Below are 21,651 nucleotides of genomic sequence, written 5' to 3'. Positions count from 1 at the left end.
CTCCAGGGAGGGGATCAGGCTTTGGGGACCCCCAGCCTGTCCCAGCTGAACCGGCCGGGAACGCCGTCGGCAGCGCTGCCCTCGAAGCCCAGCTTCCGCTGCCAGGCGGTGTAGGACCTCACATCGCCCGGTCCCCACACGTCGATACCGGTGCCGGCCGTGTAGCGGTCGCAGTCCTCGGCGACGAGCCGGGTGTGCATCCTCGCGATGACGGGCGATGTCCGTCCCGGCCGGAAGAACGACGCGCCGGGGAACGGCTCGAACCGGGGCGTCACCGGGGTCGGTCCGGGCGGTGGTGACACGAACACCGGCCAGGAGCCGGGGTCGACGTGGTCGTTCTCCGGGACCTGGGCATGGGCGTACCACCCGCCCTGCGACCTCCACATGTCGGTCGGGCACCTGTTGCTGGACAGGGACGTGGGGCGGCCCATGGGCCAGACGTCTGGCACGCCCCAGGAGTTGATCCACGCGTTGAGGTCGTCCCAGCCCTCGCACGGAGTGTCGACCAGCCGTGCGAACACCTTGCCGTTGACGCGGCAGTGCGGGAAGAACAGGGCCTCGATCTGGATGACGACCGTGCCGGTCCGGTTGGTACGGACACCGCCGGCCGCGTCGAACAGGGCCTTGCTGCGGGAGGTGGCGGGGAAGAACTGGGCGAACGCCCCGGTGAAAGGGTCCCAGAGGATGTGCGGGGCCCGGCCTTTGCCGCTGCCGGTGAAGAAGCTTTTGAGCGCGGTGAAGGGGACCAGGTCGAGGGGCCCCTCGGCGGTGGCCGTCCTGTCCGCCGTGATGTGCGCGATCGCCCTGGCGGGGAACCCGGGGTCACACGGTGCATGGTCGCCGATGTCCGCCTTGAGGGCTCGGGACATCCATGGGTCGGGCATGGTGAACTCCTCCCGCCTCGCGCCTCACATGACCGTGGGGTGCCGTGGGGACGGACACGGTGGGGCGAGCGCCGGGTGGACGGGGGCCGCGCATCGGGCCCTTCCCGCTTTCCACGATCCGTCGGATGGGCGTCCGCGGCAAACGGGGAACGGCGCCGAGGGGGCGCCCCCGGCCCCCTCGCACCCTGCTTCGACGGCCGGCCCCTGCGGTGCGAGGCCACGGGCAACCACGGCGAACGCACCGCCGGACGCCCGACGCCCGACGTCATCCGCGACGAACTCGCCCACGTCGTCCGGCAGCGGGCGGCCGACGACCCGAACTGCACCACCTCGACGGCCGGGCCGCCGATGCCGGCCGTCGCAGCCTGCACGGCCTCGCGAACGCCTGAGGTCCGCGCACCCGGCACACCGCCCACGGGGGTGCGGGGTGCTCAGGTGTGCAGGGGTCGGCTCCGGTGTCCGCCTGTCGCCTGTCCGCTTACTGACATCACGGAGGGGCTGTCAGCGGCCCGCGCCAGGGGTTTGGATGACAACTCCAGCCTCGGCCCGGCCGATCCGGCCGGTGGGCCGCTGCGTGACGCCTCGGGCGGTCCCGGCGGACGAGGCCACTTCCGGGGTCCGGCAGAGCGGCCGGTCCGACCAGATCGGAGAACTCGATGGTGCACGTCATGGATTCCGCAGCTCCGCGCATCGTCCTGGTCGGTGCGACCGGCGTCCTCGGGACCGCCATCATCGAACTGATCGAGGAACTCGGGATACGCCACCGGGAGATCCGGCTCGTGGCCTCGGACCGCTCGGCCGGTCGGGAGATCCCGGTCGACGGCCGGCTGGAGACGGTCCGCAGTCTCGCCGACTTCGACTTCGCGGGCGCCGATCTCGTCCTGTTCTGCACCGCGGAGGCGGTCAGCCGCCGCTATGTGCCGGTCGCCAGGGCCCAGGGCGCTCTGGTCGTCGACAGCTCCGGCGCCTACCGCACGGACCCCGACACCCTGCTGCTCGTCCCGCCGGTCAACGGCCATCTGCTCGAGCGCCCCCCGTTCGGCGTCCTCGCCGGCCCGGGCGCCCTGACGGTGCCGCTCGTGCGGCTGCTGCACTGCGTCGAGCAGTACCGGGGCGTGCGTCAAGTGGTGATGAGCAGCTATCAGGCGGCCTCGGCGCAGGGCCGGCAGGGCATCGAGGAGCTGCTCGAGGGCAGCGAACTCGCGCTCCGGGACCCCGACGCCGAGCTGCCCGCGGACCTGTTCCGCCCCGCACTCGCCTTCAACGTGGTGCCGGTCGCCGGGCGGATGCTGGAGAGCGGCGCCAGCACCGAGGAGCAGAGGATCGAGCAGGAGACGCGCCGCATCCTCTCCCTGCCGCATCTGGACATCAGCGCGAACTGCGTCCAGGTGCCCGTGGTGAACGGCCACGCCGCCGCGGTGTTCGTGGAGGCGGCGCTCCCCGTGGAGCGCGCGGAGCTGGCCGCGCTGCTGGCCGGGCTGCCCCGGGTGGTGGTCCACGGGGACCGGCCGGGAGCCTTCCCCACGCCGTTGACGGCGGGCGACCCGGACCGCATCCACGTCGGGCGGATCAGAGTGGTCCCGCACAACCCGCGGGCCTTCTGGCTGTGGCTGATCGTGGACAACCTGCGCGCCGGCGCCGCGCTGAACCTCCTGCAGATCGCGGAGGCGGCGTCGGCACGACGGCGGCCGGGGGCGGGTGCCCGTCTGCGCTGAGGCGAGTGCCCGTTCACGCCGAGGCACGTGCCCGTCCGCGCCGAGGCCGGCACCCGCTCGGCAGGCGGGCACCCCCCCGCTCCTCGGGGGGATGCCGGTCCCGAGGCGGCCGCGTCCACCCGGCAGGTGTGTGGCGCGGCACCCTACGCCGGTCACGGGACCGCGGGGCGGGGGGCGAGGGAGCAGGTGGGCCTGGTGGCCAGGCCCACCCGTCGGTTTCTCAGACCATGGTCACAGAACCGGGCCGCGCGAAAGACACTCCCCCACCAGATCCCATTTGTCGTCGGCGACCGCGAAGTCGGCCTGCCCCGCGCCGAACAGGGCGCCGGAGATCACCGGGTCCATGGAACCGGCAATTCCGGCGGAGCGGAGGAGAGCTACGGAAAGGCGGGCCGGGACCCACCGATTTTTCGCCATCATGACTCCGTCGATTCTGGATTCGACTCAATGTCGCGCCCGTTTCCGGACCCATAGAAGCCTGGTCGCCAAATGGACTCAGGTCGAGACTCGATCACTGTCCTATGATGGCTTGGCCACAAGTGGATAGCGGCGGACGTCGACCGGAAGGTGTCCTGTGGAGAACCGACCCTTGTTAGACGAGCCGGCCCGGCCCCTGTTGAGCGAGCTGGCCGTCGACGCGTACCGGGCCGCACTGCGTATCGGGGTGTTCGACGACGAGGAGGTCGCCGCCGAACTGGGAGTGTCTCCCGCGCGGGTGGTGGAGGCCCGCAAGGCCTTGCAGGATCTGCGCCTGCTCAGCCCGGACGATCACGACAGTCCCGTCGTGCCCCTGGACCCGGCGGTCGTGGAGGCCGACCTGGTGACGCCCCTGGAGACGATGATCGCCAGCCAGCGGCGGCGGATAGCGGGAATACACCGGCAACTCCACTCGCTCGTCGGGCCTTATCGGACCGCCGAGAGATCACGCTCGGCGGATGTCCCGATCCGCGTTCTTGACAACGCCGACGATGTGCGCCGGGAGATTGATCTGGCGAGACGCCGGTGCACCACGGAACGGATGAGTCTCCAGCCGGGCGGCGGCCGCTCGGCGGACCTTCTCCAGCAAGATCTCGTCCAGACGACGGAATTGTTGAGGCGCGGTGTCCGGATCCGCACTCTCTATCAGCACACGGCGCGATCGAGCCTCACCACGCGGACCTATGTCGGACATATCTCCGAAGAAGGTGCGGAAGTCCGCACCGCGGAGGAACTCTCCGAGCGCCTCATCATTTATGACCGGACCATCGCCTTTGTTCCCACGGAACGGCGGGGAGACGGACCGCCCGGCGCGGCCGTCGTCACCGACCCGACCCTGGTGGCCTATCTGTGCCGCTCCTTCGAGGCGGCCTGGCAGACCGGCAGCCCCTTCGGCAGCGGCACGGAACCGACCGACGACCAGCAGGTGAACGCGGATCTGCGGGCCTCCATCCTGCGGCTGATGTCCCTGGGGCTGAAGGACGAGGTGATCGCGCGCCGCCTCGGCATGGCGACCCGGACCTGCCGCCGTCACATCTCGGCACTCATGGACGAACTCGGCGCCATGAGCCGCTTCCAGGCCGGGGTGATCATCGGCCGCCGGCAGGCCGCGCCGGAAGCCCCGCCCCGAACCGGCCCGGCCGCCGGAGCGGGCACCGCGGAGACGGCCCCGGAGAGCGCTGTCCAGAAGTAGCCGTGCCAGCACCTGCCACCGGACACGTCTCGTGCCCGCCCTCTCTCCCGTGCGACCTTGGCGGACGGCTGACCGACATCGATGTCGCATGGGAGAGGGCAATGGCACATCTCATCAGCCTCGAAGAGGCCGAGAAGCTGGACGTCGAGGAAGTACACGAGCTCTACCGCACGTACATCAACAAGAGCCAGGTCCGGTTGATGACCTCCTTCGGCTTCGGCCAGGAGCTCGTCGACCACGCCGAGGGGGCCTACGTCCACACGCGGGACGGCCGCAGGATCCTGGACTTCACCGGCGGGATCGGCGTGCTCAACCACGGGCACAACCATCCACGTATCGTCGCGGCCCGCCAACGCTTCCAGGAGCAGCGGCGGATGGAGGTGCACAAGACCTACTTCTCGCCCTACCTCGCCGCCCTGGGCCACAACCTGGCGGCGGTGCTGCCCGGCGACCTGAACCGCTCGTTCCTTCCCAACTCCGGGGCCGAGGCGGTCGAGGGCGCGGTCAAGCTGGCGTACAAGTACCACGGCGGCCGGCGGCGGCAGATCCTGCGGGCGGACATCAGCTTCCACGGCAAGCTGCTGGGCTCCGGCGGACTCACCGGGGGCGCGCAGAACCACTTCGCGTTCCCGACGATCCCCGGGATCCGCACCTTCGCCTACGACGACCTCGACTCCGTCCGCCGGGTCCTCGCCGAGGCACGGGACGCGCGGGGGCACAGCGATGTGTACGCGCTGCTCATCGAACCGTTCAGCGCGTCCACGATGCGCTGGTGCTCCGAGGAGTTCCTGCGCGGTCTGCGTGAGCTGTGCACCGCCGAGGACATCGTGCTGATCTTCGACGAGATCTACACCGGATGGGGCAAGACCGGCAGCATGTTCCACTTCACCCGGTACGAGGGGCTCGTGCCGGACGTGGTGACGACCTCGAAGTCCTTCGGCGGCGGCAAGTCGTCCGTCTCCGCGTACGTGGCGCGCGAACCGGTCTTCCGCAAGGCGTACGACAACATGACGGACGCGATGATGCAGAGCACGAGTACGACGTACTACGGCTTCGGCGAGGAGACCGCGACGGCCATCGAGGCGATCTCCGTCGCGGTCGAGGACGACTATCCGGCGCGGGCCCGGGCCATCGAGGCGGTGCTGGGGCCGGGGCTGGAGCGCATCCGCAAGACCTACCCGGACGTGATCGACGACGTGCGCGGCTCCGGCGCCCTCTTCGGGATCTTCCTCTCCGGCGGGCCCAAGATCCTGGACCTCATCGGCAAGCTGCCGGCGACCGGTCCGGCCAAGGACCCGCTGATCCGCACGAAGATCATCACCGCCGCGGTCATCGACACGCTGTACCGCAAGCACGACGTCTACACGTACAACACGCTCAACGGGCGCAGTCCGCTGGTGGTGAGTCCACCGTTGGTGGCGGGCCCGGAGGAGGTCGAGCGGTTCCTCACCGCCCTGGACGCCACGCTCGCCGAGGGCATGAAGCGCCTGCTCGGCCGGTTCGTGCGGGAGCGGGTGAGCTCGCTGTGGTGACCGACGCCTCGCACGCGCCGCGCGACGACAGCGCGCACGGGACCGAGCGGCTCACGCAGCGGGAGGACCGGCCGCGGCTGCCCGCGCGGGTCGCCGTGACCGGTGCCGCCGGGGTGCTCGGCTCGCATCTGGTGGACCACCTGCTGCGGTCGGGCAGCCGGGTCAGCGCGTTCGATCTGCGCCCGGTGCCCGCGGCCCCCGGGCTGACGCCGTTCACCGGGGACATACGGGACCTGCGTGCCGTGACCGAGGCGCTCCAGGATGCCGACGCCGTGGTGCACTGCGCGTCCGCGCTGCCCAGCTACCCCGTGGCCGACATCCGGTCGATCGTCGTCGAGGGCACGACGACCGTGCTGGAGGCGGCCCGTGCCACCGCCGTGCCGCGGGTGGTGCACATCTCCTCCACCGCCGTCTACGGGCTGCCCCGGCTGGTGCCGACGCCCGAGGACCACCCGCATGTGCCGGTGGACCCGTACAGCTCGGCGAAGGCGGAGGCGGAGAAGGTCGCCGAGCGGTTCCGGGCGGCGGGGATGTGTCTGCCGGTGCTGCGGCCCAAGACGTTCCTCGGGCCGCGCCGGATGGGGCTGTTCGACATGCTCTTCCAGTGGGCCGAGGAGGGCCGCCACTTCCCCGTGCTCGGCCGCGGCGACGTCCGCATCCAGATGCTGGCGCTGGAGGACCTCGTGGAGGCCGTGGCGACCGTGCTGCGCGCTCCGGACGAGGTGGCCTGCGACACGTACAACATCGGCGCCGCCGAGTTCGGCACCTTGCGGCAGGACTTCCAGGCGGTGCTGGACGCGGCCGGTCACGGCCGGCGCGTGGTCTCGGTGCCGGGGCGGCCCGCGGTGGCGGTGCTGCGCACGCTGGAGCGGACCAAGCTGTCCCCCGTGTACGGCAGGCTGCTGTCCAAGCTGCTCGCCGACTCCTACGTCAGTGTCGACAAGGCGCGGGACCGGCTGGGCTTCAGCCCCCGGCTGTCCAACCGGGAGGCCATCCTCGGGACGTACGAGTGGTGGCGCGCGCAGCGTGCGACGGCGGCACCCGTCACGGCCGGCAAGGGCGGCGGTCAGACCAGCCGGGACCCCTGGCGGCAGGGTGTGCTGGGGCTCGCGAAGGTCTTCTTCTGACATGCCCTCGACAGAAGAGACGGTGGCCGGCGGCCCGTCGGCGGACGTGCCCGCGGGCGGCGGGCCGTCCCGGCCGGCCGACGCCGACGGAACGCCCCGGACGGACGCCCGGGACGAGCGCGACGCCCCGGACGGGCAGGACACCGGGGCCGCCCGGCGCTGGTGCCTGGGCACCCGGCTGCTGGTGGCGGCCACGGCGGTGTGGGCACTGCTCCTCGCCCTGCACCTGCTGCTCGCCGGCCGCTGGTGGCTGTGGGTCGTCGTCGAGGCCACCCCGCCGCTGACCCTGGTGGCGGTGCCGCTGCTGCTGCTCGCCCTCGTCCCGCTGGCCCGGCCGGTACGCCGTTGGCTGTCCGCGGTCCAGGTCGTCCTGCTGCTGGCCGGGGCCCACCTGGCCGGCTACGGGCCCGGATGGGGCGGCGCCACCGACGCCCCGCCGGGCACCGAGGTCAAGGTCTTCTCCTGGTCCACGGACTACTGGCAGATGACCGACGACAAGGACGCCTTCTACGCGTTCCTGCGCCGGCAGGACGCCGACGTGTACCTCCTCCAGGAGTACCTGTACTGGGAGGGGGACCAGCCGGTCCGCATCGACGACTCGGCACGGCTGCGCGCCGAGTTCCCCGGCTACCACCTCTCCGTCGAGGGCGAACTGCTCACCCTGTCCCGGCTGCCCGTCGTCACGGAGCACCACGACCACGTGGCCGCCGGCGGCACGGACTGGTACTGGAAGGGAACCAAGGCCCAGCGCACGGACATCCAGGTCGGCGGGAGCGTCGTCTCCTTCTACAACGTGCACCTCGCGGTGCCGTTCCGGGTCGGCGACAACCCCCTGAGCGGTCGTTTCTGGAACTTCACGAAGGACCAGTCCGACTGGCGGAACAGCGAACTGCGCAAGCTGCGCGCGGATTTGACGGACAACCCCCACCCGGCCGTGGTGGCCGGCGACTTCAACTCGCCCTGGATGGAACTGACCCCGCTCGGAGCCGGCACCCGGCTGCACAGCCCCGCCGCCTCCCTGCTGCCCGCCCGCTCCTGGCCGGTCTCGGACTACCCGCTGCCCCGGCTGTGGCGGCTGGACTGGCTGTTCACCGACGGCGGCCTGGCCGTGCCCGGCTACCGGTTCGGCGGCGGAGAGGACTTCTCCGACCACGCGGCGCAGGAGATCCGCGTGGTGGTCCCGGACACCACGGACTGACCCGGCCCGGCCCGGAGCACACCCGGGACGCCCGGCCCGGCCCGGAGCACACCCGGGACGCCCGGCCCGGCCCGGAACATACCGGGGACGCCCGGCCCGGCCCGGAGCACACCCGGGACGCCCAGGACGACGTCCGGGACGCCCGGAAGGCCCACGTCACCCCCCGTGATGAAACCCGAAGCACACCCCCGAAGAGACGTGAGAAGGGACGCAACGTGCTGCAACCCGACAGGTTCGACGTGACGGTGATGCTCGACTACTACGCCCCGTACGTCAGCGGCCTCACCGAGGCCGCGCGACTGACCGCCGAAGGGCTGGCCGCCCGCGGCTGGCGCATCGCGGTGGTCTGCGCCCAGCACGACCCCGCGCTGCCCCGCCACGAGGTCGTCAACGGTGTCCACGTCTTCCGGGCACCCGTGCTCGCCCGGATCAGCCGGGGCTTCGTCTCCCCGGCCCTGCCCCTGCTGGCGCGGCGCCTGGCGGCGCGCTCGGACATCGTCCACATGCACCTGCCCAACCCCGAGGCCGCCCTGGTCGCCGCCCTCAAGGGACACGCCCGGCTGGTGGTGACGTACCACATCGACGTGTTCCTGCCCGACAGCCCGGTCAACCGCTTCGGGATGCGGGCCGTCGACGAGGTGTGCAAGGCGGCCGTACGCCGGGCCGACCTGGTCATCACCAACAGCGAGGACCAGGCGCGCGGCTCCCGCATCTGGCCCACGATCCGGCGCCGCCGGCTGGCGCCCATCCCCTCCCCGTGCGTCGACCGCAACGGAGGCGCGCCCCGGCTGCGCGACGGGGACGGGCTGCACATCGGCTTCATGGGCCGGATCACCGTGGACAAGGGCATCGAGTACCTCATACGGGCCTTCAGGTCCCTCGACGACCCGCGGGCCCGTCTGCTGATCGCCGGGGACTACACGACCGTGGCCGGCGGCAGCAACATCGACGAGCTGCGCCGGGAGGCCGCCGGTGATCCGCGGATCCGGTTCACCGGCCTGCTGCGCGGTGACGCCGTACGCGACTTCTACGCGTCCATCGACGTCTTCGCGCTGCCCTCGATCTCGGAGTCCTTCGGCATCGTCCAGGTCGAGGCCATGATGGCGGGCATCCCGCCGGTGTCCACGAACCTCTCCGGCTCCCGGTACCCCGTGGAGGCCACCGGCTTCGGGCGGCTGGTCCCGCCCCGGGACCCGGCCGCGCTGCGCGAGGCGCTGCTGGAGCTGGCCGCGCTGCCCGAGGAGGACCGGCGGGCCGGCGCGGAGACGGCGACCAAGCTCTTCGGCGGTGAGGCCTTCCTCGACGCCCACGAAGAGGCGTTCCGGCGGCTCCTGACGGGTGCCCGACCGTGAAACCGCTGAGCGGAGAAGAGATTCTGGATGACAGGGACCTCCCGGCCGTGACCGCGCTGTCCGGCCCCCACAGCGCCACCCCCGCTCCACAACCCGCCACGCCCCCGCGCGAGCAGCCGCGCCCCACCGGCGACGCGCACGGCCCGCTCCGGCAGGGCGTGGCCCCCCGTCGCGTCCCCAAGCGTTCGCGGCTCCCGGCCTGGCTGGTGCTGCTGCGCCCCCGCCAGTGGGTGAAGAACGTCTTCGTCCTGCTCGTCCCGCTGGCCGTGGAACCGGCGGCCCTGCTGCACCACCTGGACCGGGCACTGCTCACGGTGGCCGCCTTCATGGCGGCCTCCGCGGCGGTCTACGTGCTCAACGACTGGCTGGACCGGGAGCGGGACCGGCTGCACCCGGTCAAACGGCACCGGCCGCTGGCGAGCGGCCGGATCGGTCCGCTCGGCGCCCTGCTGCTGGGCACGGGCTGTCTGGCCGTGCCGGCGGCCGGGGCGGCGCTGCTGCCCCCCGAGGTGACGGCCGCCGTCGTCGGATACCTGGTGCTGAACCTGGCGTACTGCCTGGCGCTGAAACACTACTCACTGGTCGACGTCAGCCTGGTGGCGGTCGGCTTCGTCCTCAGGGCGGTCGCCGGCTGCGCGGCGGTGGCGGCGCCCCTCAACCCCGCACTGATCATCTGCGTGTACTGCACGTGCCTGCTGCTGTCGCTCGGCAAGCGGCGGCACGAGCTGGAGGCCGCGAGCCTGCGCGGGGACGCGGCCGAACAACGGCCCGCCCTCGCCGGGTACTCGGTGGCGCTGCTCGACCAGCTCGTGGCCGTGCTGCTGGCCGCCACGCTGATCAGCTACGTGCTGTTCACCCTGTCGGCACCGCATCCGCACGCCGCCACGCTGGCCGTCGTCACCACGCCCTTCGCCGTCTTCGCCTCGTGCCGCTACGTGCAACTGCTGGCGATGCTGCGCAGCGGCGGGGAACCGGGGCGAGACGTGCTCACGGACACCCCCCTCGTGATCAACGCCGTTCTGTGGCTGGCCGCTCTGGCCGTCGGCCGTCTTCTGTGAGGTGCACCGATGCGACCGCCCACCGTCTCCGTCATCATCCCCAACTACAACTACGCGCGGACACTGCGTCAGTGCCTGGAGTCCGTGGTGGCCCAGACGTATCCGCACGTCGAGATCGTCGTCGTCGACGACGGCAGCACCGACGAATCCCCGCGCATCGCCGAGGAGTTCCCGGTCCGGCTGGTGCGCACCGCGAACGGCGGGGTGTCCGCCGCCCGCAACACCGGGGTCCGCAGCAGCACCGGTGAGATCCTGTTCTTCCTCGACTCCGACATCGCGCTGCGCCCCGACGCCGTCCGCATCGCGGTGGACGTCCTGCGGTCCGATTCCCGGGTCGGGTTCGTCTGCGGCATCTACGACTCCGTGCCGCTCATCGACGACGGTGCCGTCGAGCGCTACAAGGTGCTCCACGGGCACTACTGGCGCCGGCGCACCGCCGGCCCCATCAAGGCGGCGTACTTCTCGCTGGGCGCGATGCCCCGCACCGCCTACGAACGGGTGGGCCCGCTGGACGAGTCCCTGCGGGACACCGAGGACGTGGAGTACGGCGCGCGGCTCGCGGCCGTGTCGTCGGTGCTGCTCGACCCCCGGATCGTGGGGCGCCATGACGACGACGACCGCCTCCGGGTGCTGCTGACCAAGCAGTACCGGCGCTCGGTGCCCCTGGTGTCGCTCTTCGCCGACCGCAGCCGGGGCCGGGGCCGTCCGCAGCTGTCGGACACCGCCTACCGGCCGACGGCCGTGGCGGGTGTGTCCCTGGTGCTGGCGGGGCTCGCCGCCGCCCCCCTGTGGCCGGTGGCCGGCACCGCGGCGGCCGTCGCCGGTCTGGGCGCGTTCGCCGCGGAGGAGCGCGGGCTGCTGCGGTTCCTGCGTACCGCGGCGGGTACGCGCGCGCTGCCGATGATGGCGGGACTGCACCTGCTGATGACGGCCACCACCGGCGTCGCCGCGGCGGTGGGAGCCGTCCGCTGGCTGGGCTCGGCGTCCTTCCGGCGCCGCTACGGCGGTGCGCCGGCCGTCGCCGGGGCGGGCGGCGCGGCGGGAGCCACCGGGCATGACTAGGCCACCGGACGCTCCTCCCCCCGGCCTGCGGGGCGGCCGTCCGCCCGCCGGGGGCGGCACGGATCGGGACCCGGCCGGCCGGGCGCCGGGCCGGCCGGGCCCGCCACGGCGGTGGTGGGCCGGACCGCGGTCCTTCGCCCGGCGCCCCTGGGTACGGGGCGCGCTCACCGTGACGGTGCTGGCGCTGTGCGCCGGTTTCCTGCTGCGGTCGCTCGTCCGGGACCGGGCGGCCACCGGCGAGGCCCTGGGGCAGCTGGGGCCGCTGTTCCCGCTGTCCCTGGTCCTGGCGGTGGCCGGACTGTGGCTGACCGCGCTGTCCTGGCGCGAACCGCTCCAGGCCCTGTCGGTCCCGATGCGCGGCACGTTCGCGGTACGGCTCTTCGCGGCCGGCGCGCTGGGCAAGTACGTCCCCGGAGTGATGTGGTCGATCGTGCTCCAGACCCGTCTCGCCGCGGGCTCCGGGATCACCGTGTTCCAGTTCACCGCGGCGTTCGGCCTCTACGCCGCCGTGTCCCTCGGCACCGGCGCCGCGATCGGACTGCCCGCCCTCGCCGGGTACGGCTACGGCGCCGGAGCCGCGGTGGTGGCGGCGGCGCTGGTGCCGGCTGCGCTGGTCGTGCTGCCCCGGCTGCTGGTCGTGGCGGTGCGGCTGCTCAGGACGGTCAAGGCGCTGGACCGCAGGCTCGCGCCGGTCCCCTCCCCGGTGCTGCGGCGCGCGGTGTGGCTCTGCGCGCTGTCCTGGGCGGTGACCGGCGGCCATCTGTGGCTGTTCGCCGTGGCACTGGGCGCCGATCCGCTCGGCTCGCTGCTGCCTTGTGTCTGCGGGTTCGCGGTGGCCACCTCGCTGAGCAGCCTGGTGGTGGTCGTCCCGGACGGACTGGGGGTGCGCGAGGCGCTGCTCGCGGTGTCCCTGGCGTCCGTGCTTCCCCCGGCCGAGGCGGCCGTGGCGGCGGCGGCCAGCCGGCTGGCGCTCGCCGCGGCGGACGTGCTCGCCTTCGGGTACGGCAGCCTGGCGGCGCGCCGGGCCGGCCCGCCGGCCGGGGCCGCGGACCCGGCCGGGGGCCGGATCACGGAGCACGCTTCCGCCGCGCCCGTCCCACCTGATATCCCATCGACCTGAACCCCTGTCAGCTCCATCCGACACGGCGTTCGGCCCGTTCCCTGCGCGAAAGGACCCGCACATGCTGACGACGGCATACGGAGAATCGGTCATGGACCGGCTCCGTACCACCGAAGTCGCCCTCGGCACCATGTATTTCGGCACCACCATCGACGAACCGACCTCCCGGGCGCTCCTGGACCGCTTCGTCGAGCGCGGCGGCCGGCTGCTGGACACCGCCAACTGCTACGCCTTCTGGGCCCCCGGCGGCACCGGTGAGGAATCGGAGCGGGTCATCGGGGGCTGGCTGGCCGCCACCGGTGCCCGCGACGAGACACTGATCGCCACCAAGGTGGGCTGTCTGCCCGATCCGCTGGACGGCCCCTTCCCGGAGTCCGCGGAGGGGTTACGCCCGGAGGTCGTGCTGGGGCAGTTCGAGCGCAGCACGGAGCGGCTGGGCTGCCCGTCGGTCGATCTGTACTTCACCCACGCCGACGACCCTGCGACCCCGCTCGCCGACACCCTGGGCGCCCTCTCCGAACTGGTCGCCTCCCAGCGCGTCGCCGTCGTCGGCGCGAGCAACCCGGACGCGGCCCGCCTGCGGGAGGCGGCCCGCCTGGCGTCCTCGGACGACGCGACCGCGCTGCCCCGCGTCGTCCAGGTGCGCCACTCCTACCTGTGGCCGGACCCGGCGCACGACATCCGCCCCCAGCTGCCGCTGGACCACGCCCTGGCCGGGTACGCCGCCGAGCACGGCGCCCTGCTCCAGGGCTACTCGCCGCTGCTCCAGGGCGCGTTGACCCGCGCCGACCGGGAGCTGGGCCCCGAGTACCGGTCCCCGGAGAACGAGCGGCGGGTGGCGCTGCTGCGGGAGCTGGCCGCCCGGCTGGGGGTCACCGCGAACCAGCTCGCGCTGGCGTGGATGACGGGCGGCCCGGTGCCGGTCATGCCGGTGCTGGGCGTGAGCAGCGTGGCCCAGCTGGACGAGGCGCTGGACGGGATCGCCCTGGAGCTGCCGGAGGAGATCCGGGCCGAACTCGACGCGCTGGCCCCGCTGGGGCGCCTCGCGCCGGCCGCCGGCGGCTGACCGGACCCCGTCCGGCCGCCCCGACCGGCCGGACGACCCGGGTCAGGCCGATCCGCGCACCACGAGGCGGGTCGGCCTGACCACCGGGGAGGCGGGGGCCTCGCCGGCGGCGGGTGCGCCGTTCCCGCCGAAGGAGCGGGTGAGCAGCAGCCGGGCCATCAGCCGGCCCATCCCCTCGACGTCCTGGTGCACCGTGGTCAGCGGCGGATCGGTGGCCGGTGCGATGGCGGGGAGGTCGTCGAAGCCGACGACGGCCACGTCCTCGGGCACCCGCCGTCCGCTCTCCCGCAGGACGCGCAGCGCTCCGGCCGCCCTGAGGTCCGAGGCGACGAACACGGCGTCCAGCCGGGGGCACCCGTCCAGCAGCCGGCGCATCGCCCCGGCGCCTCCCTCCTCGGTGAAGTCGCCCTCGACGACCAGGTGCGGCGCGGCGTCCGGGAGAACGTCGCGGTAGCCGTCCAGCCGGTCCACCGCGGCGGCCTGGCCCGGGCCCGGCCGGTGTGGTCACCCCGGGCGAGGGGCATCAGGCCGCCCCGGCTGGTTCCGGCGGGGCGGGCGGTGCGCAGGGTGCTCGCCGCGGCCGCTCCCCCGCATGCTCACGGCCGTGCGTCGGTCTCGGATGTCGACGTGAAGCGTCCCAGCCGCCGGACGCGCAGAACGCCGGTCAGCATCGGGAGGGTGAACTCGCCGCGGGCGGTCTCCGGTCCGCTCGCGAGGAACGCACGGATACGGCCCGGCGTGGCCTCTTGCTCCTGTTCCGGCATGACCAGCATCCCCGCGCGCGTCGCGAGGGCCGCGACGAGAGTCGGCGGTGCGGCGCTGCCCGTGCGGGAACTCGGCCTGCTCCGGCCAGCCGAACCGGGCGGCCACGCCGGTCTCCGGAAGGTGGGCGTCGGCCGTCCTGGCACGCCAGCCGGTGGACGTGTCACGCGGGCCGACGGCCCCGCTCCCGCTGACCCGCGCGAGCCCGGCGACCCACTCGACCCGGTCGTCCACGACGTTCCACAGGCCGGCCAGGACGCCACCGGGTGCGAGGACCCTGGCGATCTCGGGTCCCGCGACGGCCATGTCGAACCCATGCATGGCGTTGCCGGCCGACACGGCATCGACGGAAGCGTCCGGCAGCGGGATCGCCTCGGCGCTGCCCGACAGGGCACGGACAGCCGGCAGCGAGCGGCGCGGCTCGGTCAGCATCGCCGCATCGGGCTCGACCGCGATGACTTCGGTCCTGACAGGTCTCCCTCACGTCCGGCCCGACCACATCCCCGGACCGTTCGTCCTGCATGCCTGCATGACGGGCCCCAGCTCCACCGAGCCGGGGCAGGAACCGGAGAGCGCAGCCCTCTCCTAGTCCCGGACGTTGAGGAACGGGCGCAGCCTGAGGGAATGAGCCGGACGGCCCGGGTCCTGGAGTCTTCTGACCAGCAGCCTGACGGCCTCCGCGCCCACCGCGTGCCGGGGCGGCGCTACGCCGGTCAGGGGCGGGGAGGCGAGAGCGGCGAGTTCGTCGTCGTAGGTGACGACCGCGAGGTCCGCGGGGATCTGGACGCCTGCCGCCTGGAGGCGGCTCACCAGGGGAAGGGCGATCGAGTCGTTGTGGACCAGGACGGCGTCGACCTGGCCCTCCTTGACGGCGCGCACCAGCTGCGCGCACTTCTGGTCCAGGTCCGCCAGATCGTTCTCCATGAGCAGGCCCGGGACCTCGGGAGAGCAGGGCCGCAGTTCCAGGGCGGCCATCGCGTTCTGGTAGCCGACCTGCAGCATGGGGGCGGTGAGGGTGTCGATCTGGAGCAGTGCGATACGGCGGCGTCCTTGTCCGGCCAGATGGCGTACCGCGAGATAGGCGCCGTACTCGTGATCGGTGGCCACGTCCTCGACGAAGCCGGCGGCCGGCCCGATCCGGCGCTCGGCGAGGACGACGGGGACGGGCAGTTCCCGCAGCCAGGCCTCGGTGCCGGGCGAGGTGCGGGGGTCCTCCACCGTGGTCAGCACCAGACCGCCGATCCCCGACGGTGGTTGCAGCATCCGCGCGACCAGGGCCTGCTCCTCGGCGACGGCGTTGTGCGACACACCGAGGGTCAGCTTCACCCCCAGGGCCTCCGCGGCGGCGCGCGCGCCGTTGACCACCTCCGGGTAGTAGTACGACGAGTGCGGTACGACCATGCCCAGGTTGTATACCGGAGCCGCCTCATAGGGTGAGCGTTCGGGCACCGAGGGCTCCGCCGGGTGCGCGGCCGGCGAGGACGGCCTCGGAGGCTGTTCCTCCTGCGCGGGCCACACCACTCCTCCGTGCACGCGCCGCACGGCGCCCTGCCGCGCCAGTTCTCGCACATCGCCACGGATGGTGACCGCCGAGGCCCCGAGTTCCTCGGCGAGTTCACGGATCGTAATGGTTCCCCGGGCTCTGGTCGTCTCGATGATCGCCCGGTGCCTGTCTTCCGCATGCACGCTTCTCTTCTTTCCCCTCGATCACTTGGACGTAAACGATATCAGTTGCTAGGGAGTCTCGGGCGAAAACGACACCACATCACCGCTTGACAGGCAGGGTTCGATATCACACAGTCAGCTGACATCAAACGAAAGGCGAATGAAGATGCGTAGACGGAGATCATCTGTGGTCGCCCTCGCGGCGGCCCTGCTGCTGTCGGTGACGGCGGCGTGTTCGTCCGGGGACAGCACACAGGGCGCGGAGAGCAAGGTGCAGGAAGTCACCTTCTGGTCCTTCCTCCGTGGTTCGGACACCGTGGCCGCCGCCTTCAACGCGTCACACCCGGGCATCAAGGTCAAGTTCGTGACACAGCCCGCCAGCACCACGGACTACTACAACAAGCTGTCCAACGCCATCAAGTCCGGCGATGTGCCGGACGTGGCCGTGGCGGAGTACACCAGGCTTCCCGAGATCGTCAGCCTCGGCGGCGCCACCGACCTCAGCGACCAGGCAGGGTCGCTGGTGGACAAGACCTTCCCGGATCCCGTCCAGGACCTGGTCCAGCTCGGTGGCAAGACCTGGGCCGTGCCGCGGGACGCGTCCCCGATGGTGTACTTCTACCGCAAGGACTTCTTCGACGCGCACCACCTGACCGCGCCCACCACCTGGGCGGAATACAAGGAGCTCGCGGCCAAGGTCAAGTCGGTCGACGGCGACAAGCGGGCCGGCGCCTATCTCACCAACAACTACAACTTGCTCACCGCACTGTCCTGGCAGGCCGGCGGCAACTGGTTCGGCACCGAGGGCGACTCCTGGAAGATCGGCATCGATGACGCGGCGTCCCTGAAGGTCGCCTCGTACTGGCAGGACCTGGTGAGCGACGGCCTCGTCAGCACCCTGCCGGACTACACCGACCAGTTCTGGACGGACGTGCAGAAGGAGAAGCTCGTCGGCTACTTCTGTGCCTCCTGGTGCGCCGGCAACCTGAAGGCGACGGTCCCGGACCAGAGCGGCGACTGGGCCGTGGCCGAGCTTCCCAGCTGGGACGGCACCAGCAGCTCGGCGATGTGGGGCGGATCCTCCTTCGTCATCCCCAAGGGCGCCGAGAACTCCGCCGCCGCCCTGGAGTTCATCAAGTGGATCACCACGGACGCCAAGGGCGTCGAAGCCTGGTACGCCAACGACGCCACCAGCATGTACCCGGCGAAGAAGGCGCTGGTGACGACCGCCAAGAGCAAGTTCACCACCGACTACTACGGCGGCCAGGACATCTTCTCGGTGCTCACCGACTCCTACGACTCCGTCGAGCCGGACTGGCGGTGGGGCCCGACGATGGCCACCACGGAGTCGGCCTTCGCCGACCGGCTGGGCAAGGTGACCAGCGGTTCGGCCCGTCTCCCCGACGTCTACCGGCAGGTCCAGGACGCCACGGTGAAGGCGACGAGGGACCGCGGTCTGACCGTCGCCCAGTGATCCGGCCGCCGGCCGGAACGCGCGGGACTCGGCGTGTCCGGCCGGCCGGCAGACAATCCCAGGAGTAACCCCCATGGCGATCCCCATGAGACAACGGCAGCTGCGCGGCGCCGTCCTGTTCCTCTCACCGTTCCTGATCCTCTTCTCCCTCGTCACCCTGGCGCCGCTGTGCTACGCGGCCTGGCTGAGCCTGTTCAGCGAGCAGTCCTCCGGTCTCGGACTCGGCGGAGTGGAAAAGCAGTTCACCGGCATCGGCAACTACTCCAGGGTGCTCGGAGACGCCGAGTTCCTGCACGGTTCCCTCACCATCGCCGCCTACGTGGCCATCTACGTCCCGGTGCTGACGCTCAGTGCCCTGGCCGTGGCGCTGCTGCTGGACTCCGGTCTGGCCGCGGCCAGGCGCGTCACCCAGGTGATCGTGTTCATTCCGCACGCGGTTCCCGGACTGGTGGCGGCCCTCATCTGGCTCTACCTCTACACACCGGGGCTCAGCCCGGTCACCGACTGGCTCGGGCAGTCGTCGGACACCGCGAGCGTGGCCAGCACTCATCCCCTGCTGTCCGTCGTCAACGTCGCCATGTGGGAATGGCTGGGCTACAACGTCGTCATCTTCTACGCGGCCCTCCAGGCCGTTCCCCAGGAGGTGCTCGAGGCGGCCACCCTGGACGGCGTCAACCGGCTGCAACTCGCCGTGCGGATCAAGGCGCCGCTGATCCGCCCCGCCGTGGCCATGGCGGCCCTCTTCACCGTCATCGGCGGCATCCAGTTGTTCAACGAGCCGAAGATCCTCCTCCAGGCCTCCTCCTCGATCACCAGGACCTGGACGCCGAACCTCTACACCCAGGACGCGGCCTTCAACCGCAACGACTACGGGACCGCTGCCGCCGCCTCGCTGCTGATCGCGGGCTTCGCGGCCGTACTGTCCTTCGTCGTCACGCGGCTGGCCAACCGACGGAGCACCGCATGAACAAGACCCTCGGACCTCCCCGCACGGACCCGGCCGCGGGCGACGACTCCGCCGCGCACCACCCGCCCACGGCGGCGCCGGGCGCCGGGCCCACGACCGGGCCCGCCCGCCGGCGGCGCGGGGCGCGCACCCCCGGATCGCTCTCCCGCTTCGGGGTGAACGCGATCCTGCTGCTGGTCGTCGTCTACACCCTCGCGCCTCCCGTCTGGCTGCTGATGGCGTCGACCAAGAACCTGACCGACCTCTTCGGGACCAACGGGTTCGCTCCCGGCCGTCAGTTCCACCTCTTCGAGAACCTCCGCCACCTGTTCGCCGCGGACAACGGCATCTACGTCCGCTGGCTGTGGAACACCCTGCTCTACGCCGGCGGCGGAGCCGTACTCGCCGCCCTGATCTGCGCGATGGCCGGCTACGCCTTCGACAGGTTCACCTTTCCCGGCAAGGGCGCTGCCTACGGGCTGGTGCTGCTGGGGGTGATGGTCCCCTCCGCCGCCCTGGTCCTGCCGACCTATCTGCTCGCCGCCGAAGTCGGCCTGGTCAACAACTTCTGGGGGGTGTTCCTGCCCGGCCTGGTCTTCCCCTTCGGGGTCTATCTGGCGCGGATCTTCAGCGCTTCCTACGTCCCCGACGAGGTCATCGAGGCGGCCCGCATGGACGGCGCCGGAGAACTGCGGGCGTTCTGGTCGGTCGCCCTGCCCATGATGCGCTCCGGCGTCGTCACCATCGGGCTCTTCCAGTTCACCGCGATCTGGAACAACTTCTTCCTGCCCCTGGTGATGCTGTCGAACCAGCAGCTGTACCCCGTCAACCTCGGCCTGTACGCCTGGAACGCGAGCGCGCTCAGCCAGGGACACCCGGACGACTACCTGCTCGCCATCACCGGCTCGCTCGTGGCCGTGATCCCGCTGATCGCCCTGTTCCTCGCCGTCCAGCGGTCCTGGCGCTCGGGTATGACGGCCGGAGCCGTCAAGTGAGCGCTCCCCCGGAAGGAACCACCGCCGCCATGGGGACCACCCCCGGTCGCCGCCCCGTGGCCAGGCTCGCCATGCGCCGGTCCGTGCGGGACTCCCTGTTCACGCCGGACCTGACGGCCCGTCTGGTCCAGCTCGCCGACGTCGACCCCGCCGACGTGATGGAGGACTTCGGCGAGGCAGCCGATCTCGGCTCCGTGGAGGTGCTCATCACCAGCTGGGGCTGCCCGCCGCTGGAGCGGGACGTCCTGGACCGGGCCCCGCGTCTGCGAGCGGTCATCCACATCGCCGGTTCGGTCAAGCACCACATCACCGAGGCCTGTTGGGAGCGCGGCATCGCGGTCTCCTCGGGTGCCGAGGCCAACGCCGTACCGGTGGCCGAGTTCACGCTGGCCGCCATCCTCTTCGCCCACAAGCGCGTATGGCAGATCGGGAACCTCTACCGCGAGCACCGCACGTTCCTGCCGTGGACCGACCACGTCCCGGCCGTCGGCAACTACCGCCGGACCGTGGGAATCGTCGGCGCCTCGCTCATCGGCCGCCGGGTGCTGGAGCTGCTGCGGCCGTTCGACTTCGACGTCCTGGTCACCGACCCCTATCTGGACGAGCCCGAGGCGCGGTCGCTCGGAGCCCGCCTGGTCGACCTCGACACCCTGGTCGCCGCGTCCGACACCGTCTCCCTGCACGCCCCCAGCCTGCCGGAGACCCACCACATGATGGACCGCAGGCGGCTGGCGATGCTCCGCGACGGAGCGACACTGATCAACACCGCGCGAGGGGCGCTCGTGGACACCGACGCCCTCACCCGCGAACTGGTCTCCGGGCGTATCCACGCCGTGCTCGACGTGTCGGACCCGGAGCCCCTGCCGGCCTCTTCCGCCCTGTACGAACTGCCCGGGGTGCTGCTGACCCCGCACATCGCCGGCTCGATCGGCGGGGAACTGAAGCGGCTCACCGAACACGCGCTCGCGGAACTGGCCCGCTTCGCCGCGGGACAGCCCTTCGCCCGCCCCGTCCATCACGCCCGGCTCGCCCGGTCCGCCTGACCCGAGACGGTCGACCGCGCCACCCCCCTGCCCCAGCCGACCCACGCCCCAGAACGTCCGGAGCCCTCTCAGAAAGGCAGGAAAGTCATGCCGGACAGTGGAAAGAAAGGTTCCTGTCGACCCCTACTGATCATCCTCTTCGCCCTTCAGGCCCTGCTCGTCGGCTTCGCCACCTCCGCGTCGGCGGACGCGGTCATCCGCGCGACCTACGAGACCGGGGACACCTCCTCCGGTATCTCGGGCATCGGCCTGGCGGGCTGCTGCACGTACTCCCTGACCGTCGACAGCTCCCTGGCCCGCACCGGAAGCGACTCCCTGCGCTCCGACCTGAAGTACGGGGACACCTCCGCCGGCGGGCCGCGGGCGGAGAGCGACGCCGAGAGCATCACGGCCACCCGCTTCCAGCCGGGCCAGACGTACTGGTACGGCTTCAGCGTCTACATCCCCTCCACCTGGCAGGCCGACACCGCCGAGGACATCATCTTCCAGTGGCACCACACCAAGTCCTCGTGTGACGACCCGAACCGCTCCCCCTCCATGTTCCTGGAGGTGCTGCCGGCCACCTCGACAGCCGCCTCCCTGCTGCGGCTGCGGGTCAACTCCGACCCGGTGCTGTGCGACTACCAGGACAACGCGAGCGCCGCCCTCAGCAAGACCAGCTACAACCTCGCCACGTTGACGACCGGCGTCTGGCACGACTTCGTCTTCCAGGTGAACTGGCAGTACACGCAGACCGGTTCGATCAAAGCCTGGCACCAGACCAGCAAGGCCACCGGCTGGACCCAGGTCCTGGACGCCGAGAACGTGGCCAACACCTACAACGACGCATCCAGCACCTACGGCTACCTCAAGTGGGGCATCTACAAGCCCGCCTGGCGGGACGGGGCGACCGCCATCACCGAACGCGTCGTCTGGCACGACAACGTCGCTGCCGCCGCCGACTCCGACAGCGGCTTCGACGACGTCGATCCCACCACCTGAGA

General features: G+C 71.8%; 19 protein-coding genes and 2 pseudogenes. 16 read left to right on the top strand and 5 right to left on the bottom strand.

Annotated features, from left to right (window positions below; translation table 11 throughout):
- Positions 1-14: 14 nt before the first annotated feature.
- Positions 15-884, bottom strand: coding sequence for a peptidoglycan-binding protein (locus tag ACIP67_RS00530; RefSeq protein WP_401685200.1), 870 nt, complete (start codon positions 882-884; stop codon positions 15-17).
- Between the two features lie 668 nt (positions 885-1,552).
- On the opposite strand from ACIP67_RS00530, the gene ACIP67_RS00525 reads away from it, so the two are divergent.
- The 10 genes from ACIP67_RS00525 to ACIP67_RS00480 all read left to right on the top strand — a co-directional run bounded on the left by ACIP67_RS00525 (position 1,553) and on the right by ACIP67_RS00480 (position 13,783).
- Positions 1,553-2,599 (top strand): aspartate-semialdehyde dehydrogenase, encoded by a 1,047-nt coding sequence (locus tag ACIP67_RS00525; RefSeq protein WP_401685197.1) that lies wholly within the window; start codon positions 1,553-1,555, stop codon positions 2,597-2,599.
- Positions 2,600-3,188: 589 nt separating this feature from the next.
- Positions 3,189-4,268: a LuxR C-terminal-related transcriptional regulator gene (locus ACIP67_RS00520; RefSeq protein WP_401685194.1), complete on the top strand. Its 1,080-nt coding sequence runs from the start codon at positions 3,189-3,191 to the stop codon at positions 4,266-4,268.
- Positions 4,269-4,369: 101 nt separating this feature from the next.
- Positions 4,370-5,800 (top strand): aspartate aminotransferase family protein, encoded by a 1,431-nt coding sequence (locus tag ACIP67_RS00515; protein ID WP_401685191.1) that lies wholly within the window; start codon positions 4,370-4,372, stop codon positions 5,798-5,800.
- A gap of 77 nt (positions 5,801-5,877) precedes the next feature.
- On the top strand, positions 5,878-6,927 hold the full coding sequence (locus tag ACIP67_RS00510; protein WP_401686739.1) for an NAD-dependent epimerase/dehydratase family protein: 1,050 nt from the start codon (positions 5,878-5,880) through the stop codon (positions 6,925-6,927).
- A gap of 1 nt (position 6,928) precedes the next feature.
- Entirely contained in the window at positions 6,929-8,125 is a 1,197-nt protein-coding gene (locus ACIP67_RS00505; RefSeq protein ID WP_401685188.1) for an endonuclease/exonuclease/phosphatase family protein, read from the top strand.
- A 215-nt stretch (positions 8,126-8,340) separates the two neighbouring features.
- A complete protein-coding gene (locus ACIP67_RS00500) occupies positions 8,341-9,477 on the top strand; it encodes a glycosyltransferase family 4 protein (RefSeq protein WP_401685185.1) in 1,137 nt (378 codons plus the stop codon).
- 47 nt (positions 9,478-9,524) lie between these two features.
- Positions 9,525-10,535, top strand: a complete 1,011-nt coding sequence (locus tag ACIP67_RS00495; RefSeq protein ID WP_401685183.1) for a UbiA prenyltransferase family protein — start codon at positions 9,525-9,527, stop codon at positions 10,533-10,535.
- 9 nt (positions 10,536-10,544) lie between these two features.
- Entirely contained in the window at positions 10,545-11,597 is a 1,053-nt protein-coding gene (locus ACIP67_RS00490; protein WP_401685181.1) for a glycosyltransferase family 2 protein, read from the top strand.
- Between the two features lie 169 nt (positions 11,598-11,766).
- Positions 11,767-12,717, top strand: coding sequence for a lysylphosphatidylglycerol synthase domain-containing protein (locus ACIP67_RS00485; protein ID WP_401685178.1), 951 nt, complete (start codon positions 11,767-11,769; stop codon positions 12,715-12,717).
- Positions 12,718-12,778: 61 nt separating this feature from the next.
- Positions 12,779-13,783, top strand: a complete 1,005-nt coding sequence (locus tag ACIP67_RS00480; protein ID WP_401685176.1) for an aldo/keto reductase — start codon at positions 12,779-12,781, stop codon at positions 13,781-13,783.
- A 42-nt stretch (positions 13,784-13,825) separates the two neighbouring features.
- On the opposite strand, the pseudogene ACIP67_RS00475 reads toward ACIP67_RS00480, so the two are convergent.
- Positions 13,826-14,284, bottom strand: a pseudogene (locus ACIP67_RS00475) (LacI family DNA-binding transcriptional regulator); the annotation flags it as partial.
- A 3-nt stretch (positions 14,285-14,287) separates the two neighbouring features.
- Complete coding sequence (locus tag ACIP67_RS00470) at positions 14,288-14,977, bottom strand: methyltransferase domain-containing protein (RefSeq protein WP_401685173.1); 690 nt, start codon at positions 14,975-14,977, stop codon at positions 14,288-14,290.
- On the opposite strand from ACIP67_RS00470, the gene ACIP67_RS00465 reads away from it, so the two are divergent.
- On the top strand, positions 14,865-15,134 hold the full coding sequence (locus ACIP67_RS00465; RefSeq protein ID WP_401686813.1) for a hypothetical protein: 270 nt from the start codon (positions 14,865-14,867) through the stop codon (positions 15,132-15,134). The genes ACIP67_RS00470 and ACIP67_RS00465 overlap by 113 nt on opposite strands.
- Here the strand turns inward: ACIP67_RS00465 and ACIP67_RS00460 are convergent.
- Positions 15,131-15,946 (bottom strand): substrate-binding domain-containing protein, encoded by an 816-nt coding sequence (locus ACIP67_RS00460; protein ID WP_401686737.1) that lies wholly within the window; start codon positions 15,944-15,946, stop codon positions 15,131-15,133. The two genes, ACIP67_RS00465 and ACIP67_RS00460, sit on opposite strands and share 4 nt — an antisense overlap.
- 120 nt (positions 15,947-16,066) lie before the next feature.
- Positions 16,067-16,231 (bottom strand): annotated as a pseudogene (locus ACIP67_RS00455) (DeoR family transcriptional regulator); the annotation flags it as partial.
- A gap of 166 nt (positions 16,232-16,397) precedes the next feature.
- On the opposite strand from ACIP67_RS00455, the gene ACIP67_RS00450 reads away from it, so the two are divergent.
- The 5 genes from ACIP67_RS00450 to ACIP67_RS00430 all read left to right on the top strand — a co-directional run bounded on the left by ACIP67_RS00450 (position 16,398) and on the right by ACIP67_RS00430 (position 21,649).
- A complete protein-coding gene (locus ACIP67_RS00450; RefSeq protein WP_401685170.1) occupies positions 16,398-17,684 on the top strand; it encodes an ABC transporter substrate-binding protein in 1,287 nt (428 codons plus the stop codon).
- Positions 17,685-17,757: 73 nt separating this feature from the next.
- Positions 17,758-18,651: a carbohydrate ABC transporter permease gene (locus tag ACIP67_RS00445; RefSeq protein ID WP_401685167.1), complete on the top strand. Its 894-nt coding sequence runs from the start codon at positions 17,758-17,760 to the stop codon at positions 18,649-18,651.
- Entirely contained in the window at positions 18,648-19,625 is a 978-nt protein-coding gene (locus ACIP67_RS00440; protein ID WP_401685164.1) for a carbohydrate ABC transporter permease, read from the top strand. Before ACIP67_RS00445 ends, ACIP67_RS00440 begins: the two co-directional genes overlap by 4 nt.
- Positions 19,626-19,654: 29 nt before the next feature.
- Entirely contained in the window at positions 19,655-20,668 is a 1,014-nt protein-coding gene (locus ACIP67_RS00435; RefSeq protein ID WP_401685161.1) for a hydroxyacid dehydrogenase, read from the top strand.
- An 87-nt stretch (positions 20,669-20,755) separates the two neighbouring features.
- On the top strand, positions 20,756-21,649 hold the full coding sequence (locus ACIP67_RS00430) for a polysaccharide lyase (RefSeq protein ID WP_401685158.1): 894 nt from the start codon (positions 20,756-20,758) through the stop codon (positions 21,647-21,649).
- Positions 21,650-21,651 lie beyond the last annotated feature (2 nt).

The sequence above is a fragment of the Streptomyces sp. NPDC088812 genome (genome assembly GCF_044750285.1).
GTDB lineage: Bacteria > Actinomycetota > Actinomycetes > Streptomycetales > Streptomycetaceae > Streptomyces.
This window is presented reverse-complemented; position numbering and strand designations above follow the sequence as displayed.